Consider the following 18,389-nt stretch of genomic DNA (forward strand, 5'->3'; position numbering starts at 1 on the left):
GGGCGCCGGCTGAGGGAAGGAAGTGGTAGGCGGCGATCAGCGCGGAGGCAGCACGTTGGCCCTGAACTCGCCCACCACGTTGCCCGCGGGAGCGAAGTTCACCACCACGTAGGTACCGTTGCGGCCCTGCGAGATGCCCACACCGACCCGGGTGGACGACTTCCAGACCAGCGCGGTGAAATGCAGCGCGCCGTTCGAACCGGTGTAGTCCTGTGCGTAGTTGTAGCCGCGGCCTTCGCCGTACCAGGAGTCGACGGCCAGGCGTGCCACTCGCTCCACCGATTCGCTGCCGCTGCTGCCCCAGAAGAGGTTCTCCCCGTACTGGGTGTCCGGACGGTGCTGGAGTCCACCCCTGGACTGGAGCTGTGCGGCCCAGTCCTGCGCCACTCGGCTGACAGACGGGTCGAGCCGCAGCGGTGGGACATGGTGGCGGGCGCGGTAGTTGTTGGCAGCGGTGACAGCGGCACCGACGGGGTCGGCGGCCTGCGCGGCAGGAGCCGCGGCGCAAAGGGCGACGGCAATGGTCATCATGGCAATAAGTTTTCGCATGGTGAATTTGTGACACAAGCGTAGAAGGAAAGCAATAGTTCACGCGCTGTGGTCATTTGAAATTGTTTTTGGCGAATGGCTGAAATTTTTCCTGCTTTCGCGGATATGAGATTCGCGGCTGCCACCGCGTGGATGGCGCGTGTCACAGAGGGTAGATATTCGGCCGACACGCTCTCTACTGTCCACATGCGCGTTCGACCGGGCGTCAGTCCGAAAAGGGGAGATGTCGGACGTGGGCGAGTGGGCACGATCCTGGCTGATGGCCGGGATCGTGCCCACTTGCTTGAGTGGCAGGGTGAACGTGGCATGCCCGAAAATCAGAGGCCGTAGCGGTTCTTCATATGCCGCCAGAAGTCGCGGAACATCCACTTGTCGAACTCGGTGATCTGGGTCGCGCTGCCCGCCTTCATCAGGAAGCCGCCGACGCCGGTCGGTGTCCAGTCGTAGAAGTCGTCGAGTCCGAACGAATGTCCGATCTCGTGCAACAGGATGTGGATGTTGTCGCTGTTGAGCGCGTTGACGTAGTACTCGCTGCCGATCCGCTGGCCCCAGTCTCCGCCTGCTCCGCCGCCGAGTCCTTTGGTGAGCCACAACGACATGTCGTAGTGACGGGCCGCTCCGCCGGGGCAACGGGGATAGCTGCCGTTCTGGTTGAAGAACCGGCCACACTCCGGGGCGCACTGCGGTGCGTTCTCGTTGATGTTTCCGGTGTAGATGTCGACGGAGTTGTCCGTCCACTGCAGTGTGTTCCGATCGCGCACGGCCCAGCCGACGACCTTCAGCGGGATCTGCTGGTACGGCCAGTTGTTGTAGCCCTGGCCATTCTCCAACTGAACGTCCATCCACTTCTTGAACTGCCGGGCCAGCGCGGTGTGCACCCGGTCGCGCAGCGCGGCGGAGACCGGCTGGTCGGAGTCCCACCGCACGCAGTAGTTGATGCTGCCCCGGTTGGCCATGATCTGATCCCAGCCATAGTTCCGGAAGCCGTAGAGGTTGCCATACGTGCTCTCGACATGCTGCCAGACCTCGTTCACCGGCCTGACCAGAGTGGACGGCGGGTTCCATTGATTCGCCGCGACAGCGGGCGCGGTGGCCAGTGACAGCGCGGTGGCGAGCGCGGCCAGTAAGGTGAAGCCCTTTCGTGCCTTCATGGAATCACTACTCCTAATGTTGCGTGATTCTGCTTGCACTACGCCATCTGTCGACAGATGGTGATGATCCGTGTTTCGAAAGGGCCACCGGGCGTACACGAATGGACGACACGCCGATCTCAGGTGTGCGAGAGGCGGGAAGGGCTGCTGATCTACGCATACGCGTCACGTCCCGGGGGCGGTGGGGAGGCAGGGCGAGCGGACCGTTCGGAAAATCTTTCGGAACTTTAACCGCGATGTAAAGTGAGTGTCAACCAATGGCTGGGACAAGAGCCGCCTTTGCTGAAAGCGCTTTCGCGCGATTAGTCGATCGGCCGTCGAATCGGACATGAATAGCGGACGGATGGCGGGTTGACTCGCGCGCGACCAGTGCTAGAATGGGAGCGCTCCCATGTTGCCGGCGGCCGGGAACTCGTCCACTTGTTCGGCGAAAGAATGCGGAAGGCGACGGCCCTCTTTGTGAACGGCACCGGCTGCGTACGCGAGGACCCGGCAAGTCGCCTGGCGTGGTGACGCCCCGCGTTCCAAGGTGCACACTGACGCGGGAACCAGGGCGTACTGGCAGGCCATGACGTCGTAATTCCTCAATCAGCGCATGTACAGGCTCTCGCTCGTCCTTTTACTGTTCGGGAAAGATGCCGTTGAGACCCGATCGTGATGGGTGTGGCTTAGGAGGTTTTCATGCCTGATTCTGTGCCGGATCCGGGAGCAGCTTCCGGAGGCCGCTGGGTGATGGCGGGCTCGGGAGCGGCTGTCGCGCTGAGCGTGGTGGGTGTCCTGGTGTTCGCCCCTGGCGAATCGCCCACTGACCAGACAGGCCGGCCGATGGCGGCTCATCCAGCTGCGACGTCGTCGGGCACGAACGTGCGGCCAGCGCCGGAGGCACCGGAAATGCCGAACCCGGGTTCTGCCAGGGATGGCGGCTCAGGCGTGCTGAACGGCCTGATCGCGGATGGCAAGTCCGATACCAGCGGACCGGCGGAGCCGGAGGCCGACCCTGTCCCGCAGGAGGTCTCCATCCGGAAGATCGCGCAGGGCGGCGCGGGCAAACCGGCGGCGCCGAAAGCCCAGCCGGTCGTGCACGTGGACGTCCAGCCTGCTCGCGTCGCCGCCCCCGCCCCGAGGCAGGCCGCGCCTGCCAAGGTCGCGGCTCCGCAAACCACGGCCCCCAAGGTCGCGACCGCGAAAACCGTGGCTCCGAAAACCGCCGCGGCACCACAGGCCCCGGCCTACCCCGATCCGGCCTTCTACGGTTACCCGGGCTACAACCCGTACGGCCCCACCCCGTATGGCGCCTACCCCAATCCCTACGGCGCTTACCCGTACGGCGGTGGCCCGATGTATGCCGCGTACCCCTGCCCCTACTGACTTCTCCCAGTGCGGGACACGGCGAACATTCCGTGTCCCGCACTGTGGCGCCTTGGGTGCTAATGCCGCGTGATCCTGCTTGTCTTTCGCCATCTGTCGACAGATGGCGATGACCCGTGTTCCGGAACGGACGCCGGGCGCACGCGGATGGACGCCACCCGTACCGGGATGGACGACACACCGATCTGGGGTGCGCGATGTTTTCGCCGAGTGTCGTCCATCTGCGCACGCGACAACGCCACCTGTCGACAGATGGCAAGACGTGAACGTAAAACCACCAGGCGCACCAGTTGAGTGGAAGGCCAAACGCGGCGTGTGAACCGTGTCGTGAGTGTTGCCCGTCGGCGACACTCACGACCCATGTGCGCGCCCTGACTGGCTGATCTGGACGACATGACCGTCACTTCCCGCAACGTCGAACGTTGCGGAAAGTGGCTTTCCTGCGTTCAGCCACGCCCGAGGACGCACACGCTCGCCTCAGGCCGGACCCACCACGTTCGGCTTTCCGCCCCAATATCCCTGAGCAGGCCAGGCATCAGATGGCGTATCGCCACACGGTCAGGCCGTAGCCGCTGATCCAGGCGCCGGCCAGCACATAGGCCGCGAGCGTGACGTACACCGTTCGGGGTTTCAGCTTGATGATCCCCAGCGCGAGCGGAATAAGCAGCGTCGCGGCGGGCAAGAGGAAGCGCATTTTGGCCGCAGGCAGGCCCATCGTGCCGATGATCAACAGCACCACGCCGATCGAATAGGCGGCCAGTGGCCACGGAATGCGGCGGATCGAGACCGCGGCCAGCACCACAGCCCCGACCACGGTGAGCCAGACGAGCAGCATCCACAACGGGTAGTCCGGCATCAGCAGCAGCCTGGTCAGCTCGGTGGCCGATTCCCTGCCGAAGTCGAACCGGGTGTTCCAGCCCCGCGACTCGATGTCCGTCCAGCCGGTCAGACTGCCGGTGCGCTGCGCGACGAAAGCCCAGTAACCGAGCAGGCCCAGCGGGCTCAGCACTGCGGCGAACGACACGGGCCAGGTAGCACGGCGGTGGATGAGGTCGATCAGCGCGGCCACCACCACTACCGCGATCAGCACACTCGCGGTGGATCGGCAGAGCCCGGCGAAGAAGGCGCAGACGCCGGCGAGATACCACTGTTTCTCGACGACCCCGACGAGCGCCCATACAGCCAGCGCGGTGAAGAGGGACTCGGTATAAGCCATCGACTGAGTGATCGCCATCGGGGCCCCTGCCCACAACGTCACCAAGATCCACCCGGTGTGCGGACTGGAGCTCACGAACCTGGCGAGCCGCCCCAGTCCGGCGGCGGCGGCCATCCCGGCCGCCGCGCTGATGGTGAGCGCGGCGCCGGTCGGGCTCACGCTCGGCAGTTTCGACACCAGCGCGATGAGGTCCGGATACAGTGGAAAGAAGGCCATCGGCGCGTCGGGGTAGGGCTTGCCTGCCGCGTCCAGCAGACCATCGAGGCCGGCGGTGTAGCCGTATCGGGCCAGGTGCAGGTACCACCAGCCATCCCAGGCGGTCAGCCGGTCCAGCAACGACATGTCACGGTACGAGGCCATCAGGGCGAGGATCGCGACGCCGAACGCGCGCACCGCGAGGTAGTGCGCCATCAGCGGCAAGTACGGGTGTTTCGGCGGGCTGGGCGATGCCCGGTCGGCGTGCGTCTCGACAACCGGCAGTTCCAGCACTATCCGATCCGTTCTGTGGTACCGGCTCACGCCGAAAGTCTGTGAATCGTGGCTCTTGTTCGAGAGTGGCTCAGACGGAGCAGGACAGTGGCGCGCCGTTGTAGGCGATCGCGTCGCCGAGCGCGGCCGCGACGTCGACGTCCGAGCCGTTGGCGTCCGCGTAGGCCCGGTGCAGGTTGAGCACGAGCCGTTCGGCGTCCGGCAGGTCCGCGAACTCGCCGAGGTCGACGTCACGGGCCGCCTGGAGCGGGGTCAGGTCGTTGTGCCTGCCGTATTCGGCCGTGTCCTTGATGAATTCGTAGTAGCGGGTGTGCGCGGCGAGCACCGCCGTGAACTCCGTGGCGTCGACGAGCGGGCCGTGGCCGGGCACCACCAACGCGGGATCGAAGGCGGCCAGCCATCGCAGTGACCGCAGCGCGCCGTCCAGTGAGCCCATCGCGATCATCGGGGTGACCTGGTGGAAGAGCAGGTCACCCGCGAACAGCACCCGCTCGTCGGGCAGCCACGCGACCGCGTCACCGACGGTGTGCGCCGGATAGCCGGGATGCCGCAGCACCACGGGCTTGTCGCCCGCGTACAGGGTGATCTCGTCCTGGAAGCCGATCCGCGGCACGCGCACCGTGTTGATGCCCCAGTCCGGTGCGGGCGACCAGGCAGGCGGTGTGTTGGCGAGGATGGTGTCCTGCAGCATGCCGAGCCGGGTGTTCTCGTGCGCGACGATCGTGGTCGACGCGGGCAGCAGCGCGTTGCCGTACACATGGTCGCCGTGCAGGTGTGTGTTCACCGCGAGCCGGATCGGTGCCCCGTCCGTGACGTTGTCGAGCGCGTCGAGGAAGGCATTGGTGCGGCGGGCGGTCGCGCAGGGGTCGATGAGAACGATCTCGCCGCCGGAGTGCACGGCGCCCGCATTGTTGATCCACCAGGTCCCGTCCGGTTGGATCCACGCGTAGACGCCCGCCGCTATTTCCCGCAGTGCGGTTTCCATCGCCGTCAGCCCCGTTCGCCGCGGGAAAGAACCGGAAGGTCAAGCTCGCCGCGGCGGTACTCGGCGCTGGTGAAATCCGGCCTCGTCAGCACGGCAGCGAGGGAGCTGATGATCATGGCGCCGAGCTTAGATCCGGCGTCGGATCGTCGCAGGCTGCGCAGGTCGATTTCCGCATTTTTCGGATGGCGTACCTGCCCCGCGTGCGGTGTTGATGAGATATATTCGGGTTCTTCTCCGTCGGGGGCGTGATCGACGGGGTCCGGTTCTTGTCGAGCCCGGTCGAGTGTTGCTGAAGCGGTTTTCGAACGCACTCGGCGATTTGTTCATGCCGTGGAGGAAGTTCGCGCAATTCTTGACTCTTTGGTGAATTGCTCTGCTCCGGCGATATCCTGCCAGATGGTATGGATGAAAATCGACTGCGCGTTCATGGCCTGGCGCGGCCCTCGAATCGGCCGAGTTCTGGCAGACCTTCATCCTTTTGGCGGATTGCCCTGCGAAGAAAGCGTCGTTCGAATCGGAGCGTGTCGAAATCCTGGTCGGCGACGGGGTCTTGGCCGCAGGGTGTCGACCGCTCACTCCGGTCCGCTGAGGCGAATACCTCCACTCGCGTCGCGCAACTGCCGCTCGATTCGAAAGTTGTCCTTCGACGGTTTCGATCGATAATTCGACGTTCGACGCGAAGAAGAAGTCGAATTATGCGAACTGCGCCTGCGCCGTGTCGGAGCGCTTCTGGATATACCGGAAAATTCCGGCAAGGCCTGGTGGTGCGACGCTTTTTAGGTCCATAATTCAGGCGGCGACAAAGTTGCCACTTCCGCTTCCGGTCTGGAGCTGAATCATGGTGTTCGCTCGTTCCAAAATTCGTCTCGGGGGAAAAGCGATGCGTGCTCATAGGATACATCGTGTTGCGTTACCGGTGGTGGCGGTCGTCGGTCTCGGGGTCGGTGTTCCGGCGGTGGCCACGGCCGCGTCGATGACTCAGTGTGCTGTGCGGGTGGAAACCGGTGAACAGGCTTGTTTCACGGGGACGGCCGCGCAGGGGAACCGTCTTGCCACGGTGGAGGGTGACGTGGTCATCGGCAGGGTGTTCGAGGACCAGGACTTCCATGGTGCCTCGTACACGTTCATGGGGCCGCATCCGTGCAAGAACGGCAACGGGAAAGATTTCAGTGTCAAGCTCGCCAACTACAAGTGGGCGAACCGGATCTCCTCGGTCGAGGCGTGGGGCAACTGCTGGTTGTACCTCTACACCGGCGCGAATCTCGACGGCAAAAAGGATGGCCCGTACAAGTCCGACACGCCCTACGTCGGGCCCCAGCTGGACAAGCGCGCCCAGTCCATCGCGTTCGACTAGGGCGCGCCTAGAACGTGTCGTCCGGATCGCGGCTGCCGCGCTCATCGCGGCCGCAGATCCACGGCACAGGCGTTTCTCATTTCTCACGTCGCCAAGAAGGGATCCACGACCATGCGCTTCAGAAAAGCTTTGACGCTTGTCATGATCTCCATCGTCACACTCGGCCTGGCCACCCCGATCGCGCAGGCCGACTCCGATCCGACCGAACGCGAGCGGCTGGAAAAGTGCAACAGTGGCACCGACTCCTGCGTGTTCCACGCCAAGTCACGCAAGGAGTTCGCCGGCAAGCGCCGCCAGGTCGGCCGCACCGTCTTCAACTGCAGCAAGGTCGAACAGCGTGAGTCGATCTCATGGGCCGACGCCACCGGCGGCTCCAACAGCATCGGCATCACCATCGAGACAGGCATGAAGTTCGCCGACGTCTACACGGCCACGGTGACGGCCACCTACAACCACAGCTGGGACTGGTCGCACACCGTCACCCGCACCGACATGTTGAGCACGCCCGCATGGAGTGTCGGTCAGATCTTCCACGCGCCGACGATGCAGACCATCACCGGCGACTACGAACTCCACTTCGGGAAGAGGTGGCGCGGCCACTACATCTGGTACGTCTGGGGTTTCTCCGCCACCTCACCGATGCCGGACGACGGCTCAGTCACCTTCTACACCCGCAACATGACGGCCGACGAGCGCAACCGCTGCCCGCACTGAGGCCTCTCGAGAGAACGTCGGCGTGATCGATGTCGCCTCAAGGGCTTGGCCGTGTCCGGTGAATCCGCCGGACGCGGCCGAGGCCGTGTCGTGACCTCTCAGTAGTGCCCGTTGTCCTCGTACTTCACATCGGAGCCATTTTTGGTGATCTTGTACATGATGTCGTTGTTCATGCGTGGGCACGGATCATACGAGACGCCGAGAAAATTGCTCGCGAAGCCCTGGCACGTAATCGATTCCGTAGTTTTCGTCAACGCTCCGGCTCGCAGCGCGACGCTGTTCTTGTTCTCGGGACACGAGCTGTCGCTCGTCTTCCGCCAGTCCATTGCCCAGATTGGGAAACTGTTCGTGCCGGTCGAGGAAGAGTAGACGCAGACGCGGCGTCCTTCCTCGGCGTTGGCGACGGGTGCGACGGCGGCGGCGGTTCCCAGCATCATGAGGAATGCCGCACCGGCACTGGCTGCCTGGCGCGTTCGGCTACCGTGAAACTTCATGTGTTGCTCCTTGGTCGCTCGGATCACCGTGCGGGTAGGGAATCTTGCCGGTTGCTGATCAGGCATATGCAAGATCGTCGCCGACGCGTGGCGCGCAAGCCAGGGTGCGGAGGGTTTATCCGCGTTTTTCGCAAAACTTTCCGATCCGCACGCTACGGATCGCGTTCATGCGCGCGAAGACATCCGATGAACCTGGTCGGGGTGTCGTAGCGCGGACGGCGGACGCTGTGGATCGACTGCTAGGGCGGAGAGGTGGGGGGATCGTGGCGTCGCGCTCGCTGAAGCCTCTCCGGGCGGTGCCGCGCTGCTCAGTACCCTTGTCATGGCGGCGGACTCGACTGTTCGGCGGTGGGCGAGAGTGCTCGTTGCCGACGAGCACCGTCCAATCTTCCCCTGCGCGTCGTCGAGCTGCGGAGGCGAAGACACCCGATGAATGGCTTGCGCGGAGCAGTGCGATGCCCTCTAATGTTAGCGATCACACAAAAGCGAATCCGCTTCGACTGTCACTCGCTGTAACGCCCTGTAATCGAGGGTCGAGTGCCCATCGGCCCTGCTTTGCCGTGCGTCCGTGCGGCACTCCCTTCGCTTTGAGGAGCACTGATGCGCACGCGTTCAAGGCTGAGCGTAAAGCGTCTGATGGTCACAGCCGTGGCGGCAGCGGTGGGTTTCACTGTGCCTTTGCCTGCCGCTGCGGTTCCGGTGAGGGAGCTGTACGCCTCCCCTGCCGGTTTCGGCAGCGCGTGTACGAAGGCGGCTCCGTGCGATCTGGCCGGCGTCCGGACCAAGGTGCGCGCCATGGTCGGCTCGATGACCGCCGACATCAACGTGCGCCTACGCGGCGGCACGTACCGGCTGGCCGAGCCGTTCACCCTCGGCCCGGCGGATTCGGGCGCCAACGGCCACCAGGTCGTGTACGCGGCCTACGGGACAGAGCGGCCCGTGTTCAGCGGCGCGCGCCAGGTGAGCGGTTTCAGCCTTTACGACGGCACTCGCAACATCTACCGGGCTGTTGTGCCGCCCGGAACGACGAGCCGTCAGCTGTTCGTCAACGGACAGCGGGCCCAGCGCGCCCGCGGGCCGCTCAACCCGGGCGGGTTCACCCTGAAGAACTCCAGTTTCGTCACCGGGGACACGTCGTATCGATCGTTCACCATCACCTCCGCCGTCGAGGTGGCCTACAACCGCGACTGGAAGCACATGCGGTGCCCGCTGGCGGGTATCACCGAAGCCGACGGCGGTGGCTCCAGCCTCGACGTGGCACCGGCCTGTTTCGCCAACAACAACACCTCGGTGCCGAACCTGGGCTTCCCGTTCAACGGCGCCGGGCTGCCGAAGCTCGAGGGCGTCAGCTGGGTGGAGAACGCCTACCAACTGCTCGACGAGCCGGGTGAGTTCTACCTCGACACCAACACGAGTCACCTGTACTACAGGCCGCGACCCGGTGAGAACCTCGCCACCGCTCAGGTGGACCTGCCGGTACTGGACAAGGTCGTGGACCTCAGCGGAACGCCGGGGCACTTGGCGCCCGTCAACGACACCGACCCACGTGCGACGTACTCGCCGTCATGGCGGACCTCCGGCGGGCGTCCGCACGGCGACTTCGACAACGACGTGCACTACACCACGGTCAACGGTGACTCGATGACCTTCACCTTCACCGGTACGGGCTTGGACGTGCTCACCGAGGTCAACACCGACGGCGGTGCCATCGACGTGTACGTCGACGGCGCAAAGATCAAGACCGTGTCGGCGAACGGACCGGTCCGGCTGGCGCAGCAGCCGGTGGTGTCGGTGACCGGGCTGTCCACGGGTGGGCATACCGTCAAGCTGGTCAAGGCAGGCGGCGACTATCTGGTGGTGGACGGGTTCACGGTGATCCCCGACCGGATCGCCCCGGTGCACGACATCACCTTCCGCGGGGTCACCTTCGCGCACACCACCTGGAATCTGCCCTCCACCGTCGGCTACATCGACAACCAGGCCGGCGTGCTGTGGGATGCCGCCACGCGCCGCTCCATCCGTATCCCCGCGGCGGTGCAGGTGCACCGTGGGCGCGGCATCGCCTTCACCGACGTCGAGATCGCCCACACCGGAGGCACCGGTATCGACCTGGCCGACGGCACCCGTGAGTCGACGTTCACCGGTAGCCGGATTCACGACACGTCCGGTGGCGGCGTGTCACTCGGTGAGGTCGACGATTACTACGTCACCGACCCGACGCGGATGACCAGCGGCGACACCATCTCGCAGAATGTCATCGAGTACGTCGGGCAGGACTACCAGGACGCGGTGGGCATCTGGGCGGGCTACACCCGGGGCATCACCCTCGCGAACAACGAGATCGCGCACACCCCGTACTCCGGCATCTCGATGGGCTGGGGCTGGGGCTGGGCCGCGAGCTGCGAGTTGCAGGCGAAGCAGAACAACTTCCCGGTCGGCTCCTGTCGTCGCGGCACCAACTACGCCGGTGCCAACAAGATTGTCGAGAACTACGTCTACGACGTCATGGGCGTGCTGCACGACGGCGGGCACATCTACACCAACGGCGGTCAGGGCGGTCACGATGACACGCTGACCTCGGAGTTCCGGGGCAACGTGCTGAGCGGTGGCACCCACACCAACAACATGGTCTACCAGGACGAAGGCAGCTCGAACTGGGACACCCGCCACAACGTCATCCACTTCGCCAACGGCTCGTGGACCGGCATGTGGACCCCGACCATCCATGACATCCGCATGCACGACAACTTCTATGCACCGGCGGGTAGCTACAACAACGGCACCAACGTCGTACTGAGCAACAACACGGAGGTCAAGAACGGCGACTGGCCGCCGGTGGCCCGGGAGATCATCAAGACCGCAGGACCGTCCCGCGCGCTGCGAGCGAACCGGAGCCGCCTCGACGACTTCGACCTGTCCATCGAGTACCGCGGCTCGTGGATCGCACCAGGATTCCGAGGCCTCGGTGACTTCCACGAGACCGTGCACGGCGCGCACAACGACGGCGACTCGGCCACCTTGACGTTCACCGGTGCCGGCGTCGGCGTGATCGGGGAGAAGAACTCCGACCAGGGCGACATCGAGGTCTTCGTCGATGGCGTGTCCCAGGGTGTGATCAGCACATCGGCGGCAGGCAGGCAAGTCCAGCAGACGTTGTACAGCACCGACGACCTGGACCCCGCCACCCCGCACACCGTGCGGGTGGTCAAACGCAGCGGCCAGTACGCCACCCTCGACGGGTTCCTTGTCTGCGCCACGCTGTGCGGTGACAAGTAGTTCATCGTGGCCGCGGTCGCCCCTGCCGCGGTGGCGCTCAGGTGATCACCCTGTCTGGTCAACATGCGGAATTTATTCGAACTATCGGGAATATCGAAACCGTCCGTTGACCTGGTCGTCGTACGCCTGTACAAAATTCGAGTTGTGAAGAGATTGGCGAAATCGGCAGTAATGCTCTGTGTCCTCGGGTTACTTCCCGTGTCGACCGCTGCTCCGGCTGTGGCTGATATCATTAACGGACTGGAGCACAAGAATTCCGTCAGGGTGAGCAATAGATCATTCAGTGGTCACACGGTTTGCGTGTACCTCGACAACGTCTATGTCAATAGTCAGGGCCCCGTTAAGGCCTCCCAGGACTGCCGCAAGATCGGCGTGCGGCGTAAGTTCACCTGGTATTACGACTACTATGACAAGCATCCAAAGATCTCCGTCGTCGTGGAAAGCGATAAAAGGGTTTTTCCTTTTTCGTTCCCGTCTGACAAAGTTGCGCGCGACCTTTGCTTCCGGTTCAGTGCCAGTGGAAGTTTTCATGAGGCCAAGGACTGCGATATGTGATTTAGTGGGCGGAAAACCGAGCGTGGCGGTTTCGGCCTGAGGTGAGCGTGTGCGCCCTTGGGCGTGGCTGAACGCATGAACGCCACTTTCGCAACGTTCACTGTTGCGGAAGTGGCGTTCATGCCGTCCCGCAATCAAGTGTCCGGCCGCTTCCTGGTTACCTACGCGATCGGACGCCGGCACGCTCTGTGGGCAGATGGCGATGTTTCCATTCGCGATCTGCCCACAGAGGTGAAAGAAGCGTCAGGTGCAATTGCCGTTAATGCTGTCTCCGGTGTATTTGGCGTGGCCCCGTGCGTCGATCTGGAAGCAGTAGTTACGGTCCAGTGTGAGGCCCGTCTTGGTGATCCCCTCGGGCCTGCTGCCGGCCTTGACCAGTCCCCGTACGCCGACGTCGAGCCAGCCGCCGTTGTCGCCGTTCGAGGTGAAGTTCCACCGCTCGCTGCCGCCGCTCGTGCGGCCCACTTTCCACTTGTACACCTGCTTGCCGCCCGGCAAGTACAGTTCCGCGTTCGCTTCCCAGATGGGCAAGCCGTGGGTGGTGATGTGGATGAAATGGCGCTGGGTGGCCGCGTTGGCCGGTGCCGCGGAAATTCCCAGCAGAACACCTAAGGAAAGGACGATTCCCATCGAGCGGGTGAACAATTTCGACCTGCGCATGCTTACCCCTTTAATTTCACCTGGCCGGTCGTTCCCGGCGTAGGGAAATCATTGCATCTAGATCTGCCGAACTTCACTCGCATGGCCCAATCCAAGGGGAAACCCTCACGAGTCCATTACCTTGAGTTTAACCCGCGCGTTCCGGGGCTCACGTCACAGCCACACAGGCTGGGGCGCCATCTGTCGACAGGTGGCCGCAGGCGAGGGAATGTCGACCTGCGCGACCCCCTGCGGTCGCTCTCGCTCCAGTCTTGCGATCTCGGCATGGTCGGGGCCTGCTTGGTCAATCTCCGTCGGATGAGGGCCGAATGCGCCCCATATAGCTGAGTGAGACCCTCCTTCGTCCAGTCAAGCTTGGTGAAGGAGGGCCTCACTCGGCCTGCGACTCGGTTCAGGCCAGCATGGCTGCCGAGCGCTTAACGTTTCTTGACGGTCACCCAGACATAGTTGAACTTGTCCGCGTAGCTCACGTTAAAGGTGTAACGCTCGGGGGGAAGCACGGCGCCACATTCGTTATTCCAGGAGGGCTCCACGGAAATCGTGTTCAAGCGGTCGGGAAGGAAGCGTTGGGGGTTCGGGGTCCGCGCCCGCCCGCCACTGTGTCCAATGCCTGTAATGCATGCGCCGTTGACGCGAATTGACAGAACGTCGGAAATATGGTTTTTGATCCCGATGCAGGAATTTCCCTGTGGCGCTTGACACTTCGGCGGGTCGGCGGCGTAAGCCTGTCCTGGTAGTGCCACCGCTGCGAGCACAGTTGTGGTCACAGCGAGAAACCCCGCTGAAAAAGTTTTCGAATTCAATTGAAGCTCCTCAGTTGCTCGGCCCTGGTGGGCAGGGTCAAACATGGCGACCGGAACAGCCGCTCCGCTGGACCTCTCCGGTAAGACCGGAATGCTGTTGTCGTTGTGCGCATGCAATAGTGAGTCTAGTTGCCGGCAAGTACGGTCAACAGGCAAAACGGTCAAGACAAGGGAAATCCCTCACCAGCTTAACGAGCTGCTTCAGCGGTCTCGGCAGGCGGCGGTCAGCGACGAAGGCGGCAACCCAGTCACTGCGACGTTCTTCGAGTGTGCGTCAAAACACGTCCTTGTTCGGATTTCGAGGTCAAGTCGCGGGCCGTACCAGCACGCTCAGTGCCGGGCCGGTGCTCGGCCGGGCCAGCTTCCGTGCCTTGACCTCGACGGGGACGACCTCGCCCGACGGTCCCAGGCCGGCGAACTTCCCGGTGAACTGGGACCGGTCGCCTGCGAACACCTCGGTCAGCTCGCGAATGAGCATGTCGTGCGCGTCCGCGCGGAAGAGGCGAGGAAAGGATCCGCCGACCAGCAGCGGATCGGGTACGCGACCGAACACCCCGTGGAACGTCGCATCGACCGCCAGCATCCGACAGTCACCGTTCAAGACCGCTTGGCCCCAACTCATTGGCGCAATCCTTTCGGAGTCCGGCACGAGGGTCCATTCTGGGACAGGTCTGGCTTGACGCAAGGAAATTCCGAAATTCGCGGAGAAGAGGGGCGGAACGCTCCGGCGAGTGCGGATACCCCCGGGCTTGAGGTGCCGGCGGTCGTCGACGTCGCAGCTGGGCGGCAACTGCCGAGGTCACCGCGTCGAATGCCCGTTCGGGTGAATTTCGACAGTCGATCGATGACCGAATTCACCCACCCGGGCGTACTACCTCAAGCAGATCCGGGACGTGGCCTGCCACGCGATCGCGTGGTGCTTCGGATTCGCGCCTAGGCTTCACGGGCCGGCGTTCACGGTGCCGAGCATCTTCCCTTGGCGGGGCGTAGCGTGCCTGTTCGACACGGTCTTCGGCGCCCAGGCCCGCTGCTACTTTCATCGACTCCTTCGCAGATTCCGCATTTGGCGGAAAAGGTCGCGCACGTGCTGCGTTGGCAATTTCGTCCTTCAATAATGACTCATGCACAATCAAACGTACGATGATTCCTCGCGTACCCAGCCCGCCAGGCGGGCGGTGCTGCGCGGACTCGCTCTCGCGGGGCTGTCGGTCGCCGTCAGTTCCTGTTCTTCGGCCTCCAAGGCCGACGGGACGGCGGCGGCATCGGGCACATCGGTGCCCATGCCGCAGGGAGAGTTGCCGAAGACGCCGGACGGCGCGTTGAAGCGGCTGCTGGAGGGCAACGAGCGCCTCCTCGCCAACAAGACGCTGCACACGCAGACGCTCGACGACATCCGCCGCCACGCCACCGGGCAGACGCCCTACGTCCAGGTGTTCGGCTGCGCGGACTCACGGGTGCCGGTGGAGGTGGTCTTCGACGAGGACTTCGGCGACATCTTCGTCACCCGGACGGCGGGAAATGTCCTGTCGGACCCCACCATCGGCACGATCGAGTACGGGGTGCTGGCGCTCAAGACGCCGCTGATCGTGGTGCTCGGGCACCAGAACTGCGGTGCGGTCAAGGCGGCGGTGGACGCGATGAAGGACCCGGCCAAGATGCCGGCAGGCGCGCTGGGCGGACTGGTGTCCGCCCTCGTTCCCGCCGCGCGCGAAGCCAAGGAACGCGGCGATGACATCTACGCGGCCGCGCTCGAGGCGCACATCCGCTCGGTGGTCGCGACGCTGCAGCGCAACCCGGTGGTCGCCGAGTCCATCGCCGGTGGGAGCCTCCGCGTGGTCGGCGCTTCGTACGACCTGGCCACCGCCAAGGTCACGATGTACTAGAAACCGCCTGCTGCAATCGGTGATCTGGCTTCGCCGAGGTCGTGAGTGTTGCCGACGGTTCTAACCCAATGTCGGGTACTTAAGCTTTGGCTTGGACTGTCAAGCGTGCACTCACTTGCTTCCCCGGTGCTGGGGTTTCGGCGTGGCCAGGTGCCTGGCCACGCCGAAATTCCTTGATCAACCGTCCACAAAGGACCAAACGCGCCCGTTTCATCCCCCAGCGTCGCATTCAATCACGTTTCCGGGCGTCCCGGACGGAACGAACGCGGCTTATGTGTCGCTCACCGTCACAAAAGCGGCTTTTGTGCGTTCAACCGCAGAACGTGACGTGAACGCCCCTTCCGCAACGTTCAACGTTGTGGAAGGGGCGTTCACAACGTTGACGGCGGATCAGGTGTGACTGCCGTGGCTGCTGCTACAGGTGGGGGCGCGAGTCTCGTACGGCGAGGTGACAAGGGGCGCTCGTGTCACCTCTAACGACACAAGGGTGGCCCTGTGTCGTCACGACGCGGTCCAGTGCATCTCGATCGTGGAGAAGCCAGCGAGTCAGTAGATGGTGAGGCTCTCGTTGGTCAGGCCGAGTGCGGTCTGCACTGCCCTCTTGTCGGGTTTGCCTAAAGCGTTCAAGGGCATGACGTCGAGCAGGTGCAATGCCGTTGGCGCGTAAATAGGTCCTTTGTGCGCTGTGACGAAGTTGCGGACGAGTTCCAGGTCGACGGTGTGTCCGTGGGTCGGGACGATCACGGTGTGCATCTCCTCGGCGTCGTCCGGGCGGCGGACGCCGAACACCATGCACTGCGCGACGGCGGGATGGGTGAGGAGGAAGTCCTCCAGGTCGGCGGGGAACACCTGATGGCCGCCCAGTAGTTTGATGACTTCCTTGTAGTGGCCGCAGATGTACAGGTAGCCCGCGTCGCCTGTGCGCAACCAGCCGTCGCACAGGACTTCGGCGGAGAGCCCGGGCTGCTTCAGATAGCCCGCTCATGATCTTGTGGGAACGCACCCTGATCTCCGCCGGGCCGCAGACCGCGACCTCCATGCCGGGAACGGAGCGGCCTGCGGTGATTTGCCCGTGCCGCCCGATCAGATGATGTTCGTGGGGCAGGACCTTGGTGATGAGGCCGCCTGCCTCTGTCCGGCCGTACCAGCCGTGGAGGACGGGGCCGACCAGTTCCAGCGCGCGGTGCAGCCGGGTCGGCGACAGCAGGTGCTCGCCGTAGCCCAGCCAGCGCAGGCTGCTGACGTCGGTGGTCCCGGCAGCGGGGTGGTCGAGCATCTGCCTGAGGTTCGGTGAGATCATTTAGACGTGGGTGATCCGCTCCCGCTCGATGGCGGCGAGTACCGCGCCTGGTTCGAAGCTCGCCTGCAGGATCACCTGTCCGCCGGCCAGCAGCGTGGCGTCGGCGTCTGCTCCGGCTGAATGGGCGAGCGACGCGCAGGCGAGAAACCGGAGCTGGGCGGCGCGTGCGGTGATGACCAGGCTGCCATGTTCGAAGGAAACGCAGACGTTCTTGGGGATCCCGGTACTTCCGCCGGTCATGCGGATGCACCAGTCGTCCGCCGGCTGGGCTGCGGACGCCAGGCGCCGGCCCGTGTGCCGTGCCGCGCAGGCCATCAGATCCTCTCCCAGCTCGGTGGGGCCGAGGAACAACACGGCGGGAACACCTTCACAGCGGGCCAGTTCACTGGCTCGTTGCTCTAGTTCGGGATCGGCGAGCACGATCGTGGCGTCGATGCTCCTCACCGTGCGCGCCACGACCTCAGGCGCGACCAGCTTGTGGATCAGCTCGTGGAAAAGCGCGACGCGGGCACCGAGCAGATTCGCCGCGTACCGAAGGCTGAGCGCCTCGGTGCGATTGCCCGTCATCAGCGCCACCGTGCTGCCGCGGCCGACGCCCCGGCCCGCCAGTTCGGCCGCCAGCTGGTAGACATCGTCACGAAACGCGCCGGCGGTTATCTTCTGGCCGTTCGTGTCGGTGATGACAGGACGCTCAGGAGTGCGGGTGAATACGTAACTCTGGGACGTTTTGGCCGAGCCCGGCTGTAAAGGCATTGACGTGATGCTGTCAGACTTTGGTCATCACAGCGAGTCAAACCATTTATTACGCGGAAGGGCCAATGTGGCGTGCCTGACGGGTTCGGTGACCGGCCGGGCCGCAGGGCGTAAGCGGCGGCAAAGGGGGTCATGAGTGTTGCCGACGGTTCTATTTTGAGGGGAAGGCCAAACGTGGCGTGTTGTGGTGATCGTTGTGTCGTCCGCGCTCCGCGGCTGACGCGGATTTGGTGAGGGCCTCCCTCGCCAAATCCGGCGAGTGAGGGCCTCCCTCACCACGCATAGCTTGGTGAAGGAGGCCCTCACCAAGTCGAACTTGGTGAAGGAGGCCCTCACTCACTGAAGGCGGGGCGCGGAGCCGGTGGGCGAGTGGTGACTCTGCCGCATCCAACGGAGCAGAGTCACCACTCACCCCGCACACTTTCGTGCCGGACATCCGGGATAAAGCCCGCTTTATCCCGGGGAAGGTCCCCTCGCCACAGCCGATCGCGTGAAGGGAGCCTTCATTCCGCCAGGTCGGATGAAGGCTCCCTTCACTCACCGACCAAACTACCTAAAAGCGACATACTGGGGCAAAGGGTGAGCTCTTGAGTCCTTTGTGGACGCTAAGGATGCGCTCACCTGGACCTGTCGGCGACCACGCCATATTTGCCGTTCTACCCAATAACCGTCCGCAACACTCACGAGGGCGCTGCCCGGCGGGAGCGGCGCGATAACGCAGCCGTGTGATGTTCGCGGAACCACTCATAAGTGGCGCCGGACACAATATGGCCGGCGAATGAACCATAGGTGGCGGAATCACTCGCGAAAGTGAGTGAACATCGTGCTTACCGAATGAT

At 63.9% G+C, this 18,389-nt stretch carries 17 protein-coding genes; 6 read left to right on the forward strand and 11 right to left on the reverse strand.

The genetic code is table 11. The annotated features are described in order from the left end of the window. Positions 1-36: 36 nt before the first annotated feature. Positions 37-531 (reverse strand): CAP family protein, encoded by a 495-nt coding sequence (locus ACFV15_RS07420; protein WP_378349325.1) that lies wholly within the window; start codon positions 529-531, stop codon positions 37-39. Positions 532-866: 335 nt separating this feature from the next. Beyond that, complete coding sequence (locus tag ACFV15_RS07425) at positions 867-1,700, reverse strand: hypothetical protein (RefSeq protein WP_378349326.1); 834 nt, start codon at positions 1,698-1,700, stop codon at positions 867-869. A gap of 681 nt (positions 1,701-2,381) precedes the next feature. Here ACFV15_RS07425 and ACFV15_RS07430 point away from each other — a divergent pair. After that, positions 2,382-3,068, forward strand: coding sequence for a hypothetical protein (locus ACFV15_RS07430; protein ID WP_378349327.1), 687 nt, complete (start codon positions 2,382-2,384; stop codon positions 3,066-3,068). A gap of 535 nt (positions 3,069-3,603) precedes the next feature. On the opposite strand, the gene ACFV15_RS07435 is transcribed toward ACFV15_RS07430, so the two are convergent. Genes ACFV15_RS07435 through ACFV15_RS07445 form a run of 3 tightly spaced genes read right to left on the reverse strand, consistent with a single transcriptional unit; the run spans position 3,604 to position 6,069 of the window. Continuing rightward, on the reverse strand, positions 3,604-4,803 hold the full coding sequence (locus ACFV15_RS07435) for a hypothetical protein (protein WP_378349328.1): 1,200 nt from the start codon (positions 4,801-4,803) through the stop codon (positions 3,604-3,606). Between the two features lie 40 nt (positions 4,804-4,843). Next, a complete protein-coding gene (locus ACFV15_RS07440; RefSeq protein ID WP_378349330.1) occupies positions 4,844-5,758 on the reverse strand; it encodes an MBL fold metallo-hydrolase in 915 nt (304 codons plus the stop codon). Between the two features lie 5 nt (positions 5,759-5,763). After that, the gene (locus tag ACFV15_RS07445) at positions 5,764-6,069 is read right to left on the reverse strand and encodes a hypothetical protein (protein ID WP_378349331.1); all 306 of its coding nucleotides are present in this window, start codon (positions 6,067-6,069) and stop codon (positions 5,764-5,766) included. A gap of 758 nt (positions 6,070-6,827) precedes the next feature. On the opposite strand from ACFV15_RS07445, the gene ACFV15_RS07450 reads away from it, so the two are divergent. Further along, positions 6,828-7,112, forward strand: coding sequence for a peptidase inhibitor family I36 protein (locus ACFV15_RS07450; protein ID WP_378349333.1), 285 nt, complete (start codon positions 6,828-6,830; stop codon positions 7,110-7,112). Between the two features lie 141 nt (positions 7,113-7,253). Next, entirely contained in the window at positions 7,254-7,826 is a 573-nt protein-coding gene (locus ACFV15_RS07455; RefSeq protein WP_378349335.1) for a hypothetical protein, read from the forward strand. A 98-nt stretch (positions 7,827-7,924) separates the two neighbouring features. Here ACFV15_RS07455 and ACFV15_RS07460 read toward each other — a convergent pair whose 3' ends face one another. Further along, positions 7,925-8,320 carry a hypothetical protein gene (locus ACFV15_RS07460; RefSeq protein ID WP_378349336.1) on the reverse strand — a complete coding sequence of 132 codons (396 nt, stop codon included), beginning with the start codon at positions 8,318-8,320 and terminating at the stop codon, positions 7,925-7,927. Between the two features lie 648 nt (positions 8,321-8,968). On the opposite strand from ACFV15_RS07460, the gene ACFV15_RS07465 reads away from it, so the two are divergent. Together ACFV15_RS07465 and ACFV15_RS07470 are read left to right on the forward strand one after the other, a co-directional pair. Next, the gene (locus ACFV15_RS07465) at positions 8,969-11,596 is read left to right on the forward strand and encodes a hypothetical protein (RefSeq protein ID WP_378349338.1); all 2,628 of its coding nucleotides are present in this window, start codon (positions 8,969-8,971) and stop codon (positions 11,594-11,596) included. Positions 11,597-11,740: 144 nt separating this feature from the next. Then, positions 11,741-12,151 carry a hypothetical protein gene (locus tag ACFV15_RS07470; protein ID WP_378349340.1) on the forward strand — a complete coding sequence of 137 codons (411 nt, stop codon included), beginning with the start codon at positions 11,741-11,743 and terminating at the stop codon, positions 12,149-12,151. 243 nt (positions 12,152-12,394) lie between these two features. On the opposite strand, the gene ACFV15_RS07475 is transcribed toward ACFV15_RS07470, so the two are convergent. The 3 genes from ACFV15_RS07475 to ACFV15_RS07485 form a co-directional block, all read right to left on the reverse strand. Continuing rightward, on the reverse strand, positions 12,395-12,811 hold the full coding sequence (locus ACFV15_RS07475) for a hypothetical protein (protein ID WP_378349342.1): 417 nt from the start codon (positions 12,809-12,811) through the stop codon (positions 12,395-12,397). Positions 12,812-13,227: 416 nt separating this feature from the next. Continuing rightward, positions 13,228-13,779 carry a hypothetical protein gene (locus ACFV15_RS07480; protein WP_378349343.1) on the reverse strand — a complete coding sequence of 184 codons (552 nt, stop codon included), beginning with the start codon at positions 13,777-13,779 and terminating at the stop codon, positions 13,228-13,230. Positions 13,780-13,918: 139 nt separating this feature from the next. Beyond that, positions 13,919-14,197 carry a hypothetical protein gene (locus tag ACFV15_RS07485; RefSeq protein WP_378349345.1) on the reverse strand — a complete coding sequence of 93 codons (279 nt, stop codon included), beginning with the start codon at positions 14,195-14,197 and terminating at the stop codon, positions 13,919-13,921. 538 nt (positions 14,198-14,735) lie between these two features. Here ACFV15_RS07485 and ACFV15_RS07490 point away from each other — a divergent pair. Beyond that, on the forward strand, positions 14,736-15,497 hold the full coding sequence (locus ACFV15_RS07490; RefSeq protein ID WP_378349347.1) for a carbonic anhydrase: 762 nt from the start codon (positions 14,736-14,738) through the stop codon (positions 15,495-15,497). Positions 15,498-16,043: 546 nt separating this feature from the next. Here ACFV15_RS07490 and ACFV15_RS07495 read toward each other — a convergent pair. After that, complete coding sequence (locus ACFV15_RS07495; protein ID WP_378349349.1) at positions 16,044-16,424, reverse strand: hypothetical protein; 381 nt, start codon at positions 16,422-16,424, stop codon at positions 16,044-16,046. A gap of 373 nt (positions 16,425-16,797) precedes the next feature. After that, positions 16,798-17,550, reverse strand: a complete 753-nt coding sequence (locus tag ACFV15_RS07500; protein ID WP_378349350.1) for an AMP-binding protein — start codon at positions 17,548-17,550, stop codon at positions 16,798-16,800. Positions 17,551-18,389: the final 839 nt, after the last annotated feature.

Source organism: Amycolatopsis sp. NPDC059657 (assembly GCF_042734395.1).
Lineage (GTDB): Bacteria > Actinomycetota > Actinomycetes > Mycobacteriales > Pseudonocardiaceae > Amycolatopsis.

What these genes read in the sequence shown, in the direction of transcription:
- ACFV15_RS07455 (WP_378349335.1), top strand. Translation starts at nt 7,254, where the DNA reads ATGATCTCCATCGTCACACTCGGCCTGGCCACCCCGATCGCGCAGGCC.
- ACFV15_RS07460 (WP_378349336.1), bottom strand. Translation starts at nt 8,320, where the DNA reads ATGAAGTTTCACGGTAGCCGAACGCGCCAGGCAGCCAGTGCCGGTGCG.
- ACFV15_RS07425 (WP_378349326.1), bottom strand. Translation starts at nt 1,700, where the DNA reads ATGAAGGCACGAAAGGGCTTCACCTTACTGGCCGCGCTCGCCACCGCG.
- ACFV15_RS07420 (WP_378349325.1), bottom strand. Translation starts at nt 531, where the DNA reads ATGATGACCATTGCCGTCGCCCTTTGCGCCGCGGCTCCTGCCGCGCAG.
- ACFV15_RS07440 (WP_378349330.1), bottom strand. Translation starts at nt 5,758, where the DNA reads ATGGAAACCGCACTGCGGGAAATAGCGGCGGGCGTCTACGCGTGGATC.
- ACFV15_RS07485 (WP_378349345.1), bottom strand. Translation starts at nt 14,197, where the DNA reads ATGCTGGCGGTCGATGCGACGTTCCACGGGGTGTTCGGTCGCGTACCC.
- ACFV15_RS07430 (WP_378349327.1), top strand. Translation starts at nt 2,382, where the DNA reads ATGCCTGATTCTGTGCCGGATCCGGGAGCAGCTTCCGGAGGCCGCTGG.
- ACFV15_RS07490 (WP_378349347.1), top strand. Translation starts at nt 14,736, where the DNA reads ATGCACAATCAAACGTACGATGATTCCTCGCGTACCCAGCCCGCCAGG.
- ACFV15_RS07475 (WP_378349342.1), bottom strand. Translation starts at nt 12,811, where the DNA reads ATGCGCAGGTCGAAATTGTTCACCCGCTCGATGGGAATCGTCCTTTCC.
- ACFV15_RS07500 (WP_378349350.1), bottom strand. Translation starts at nt 17,550, where the DNA reads ATGCCTTTACAGCCGGGCTCGGCCAAAACGTCCCAGAGTTACGTATTC.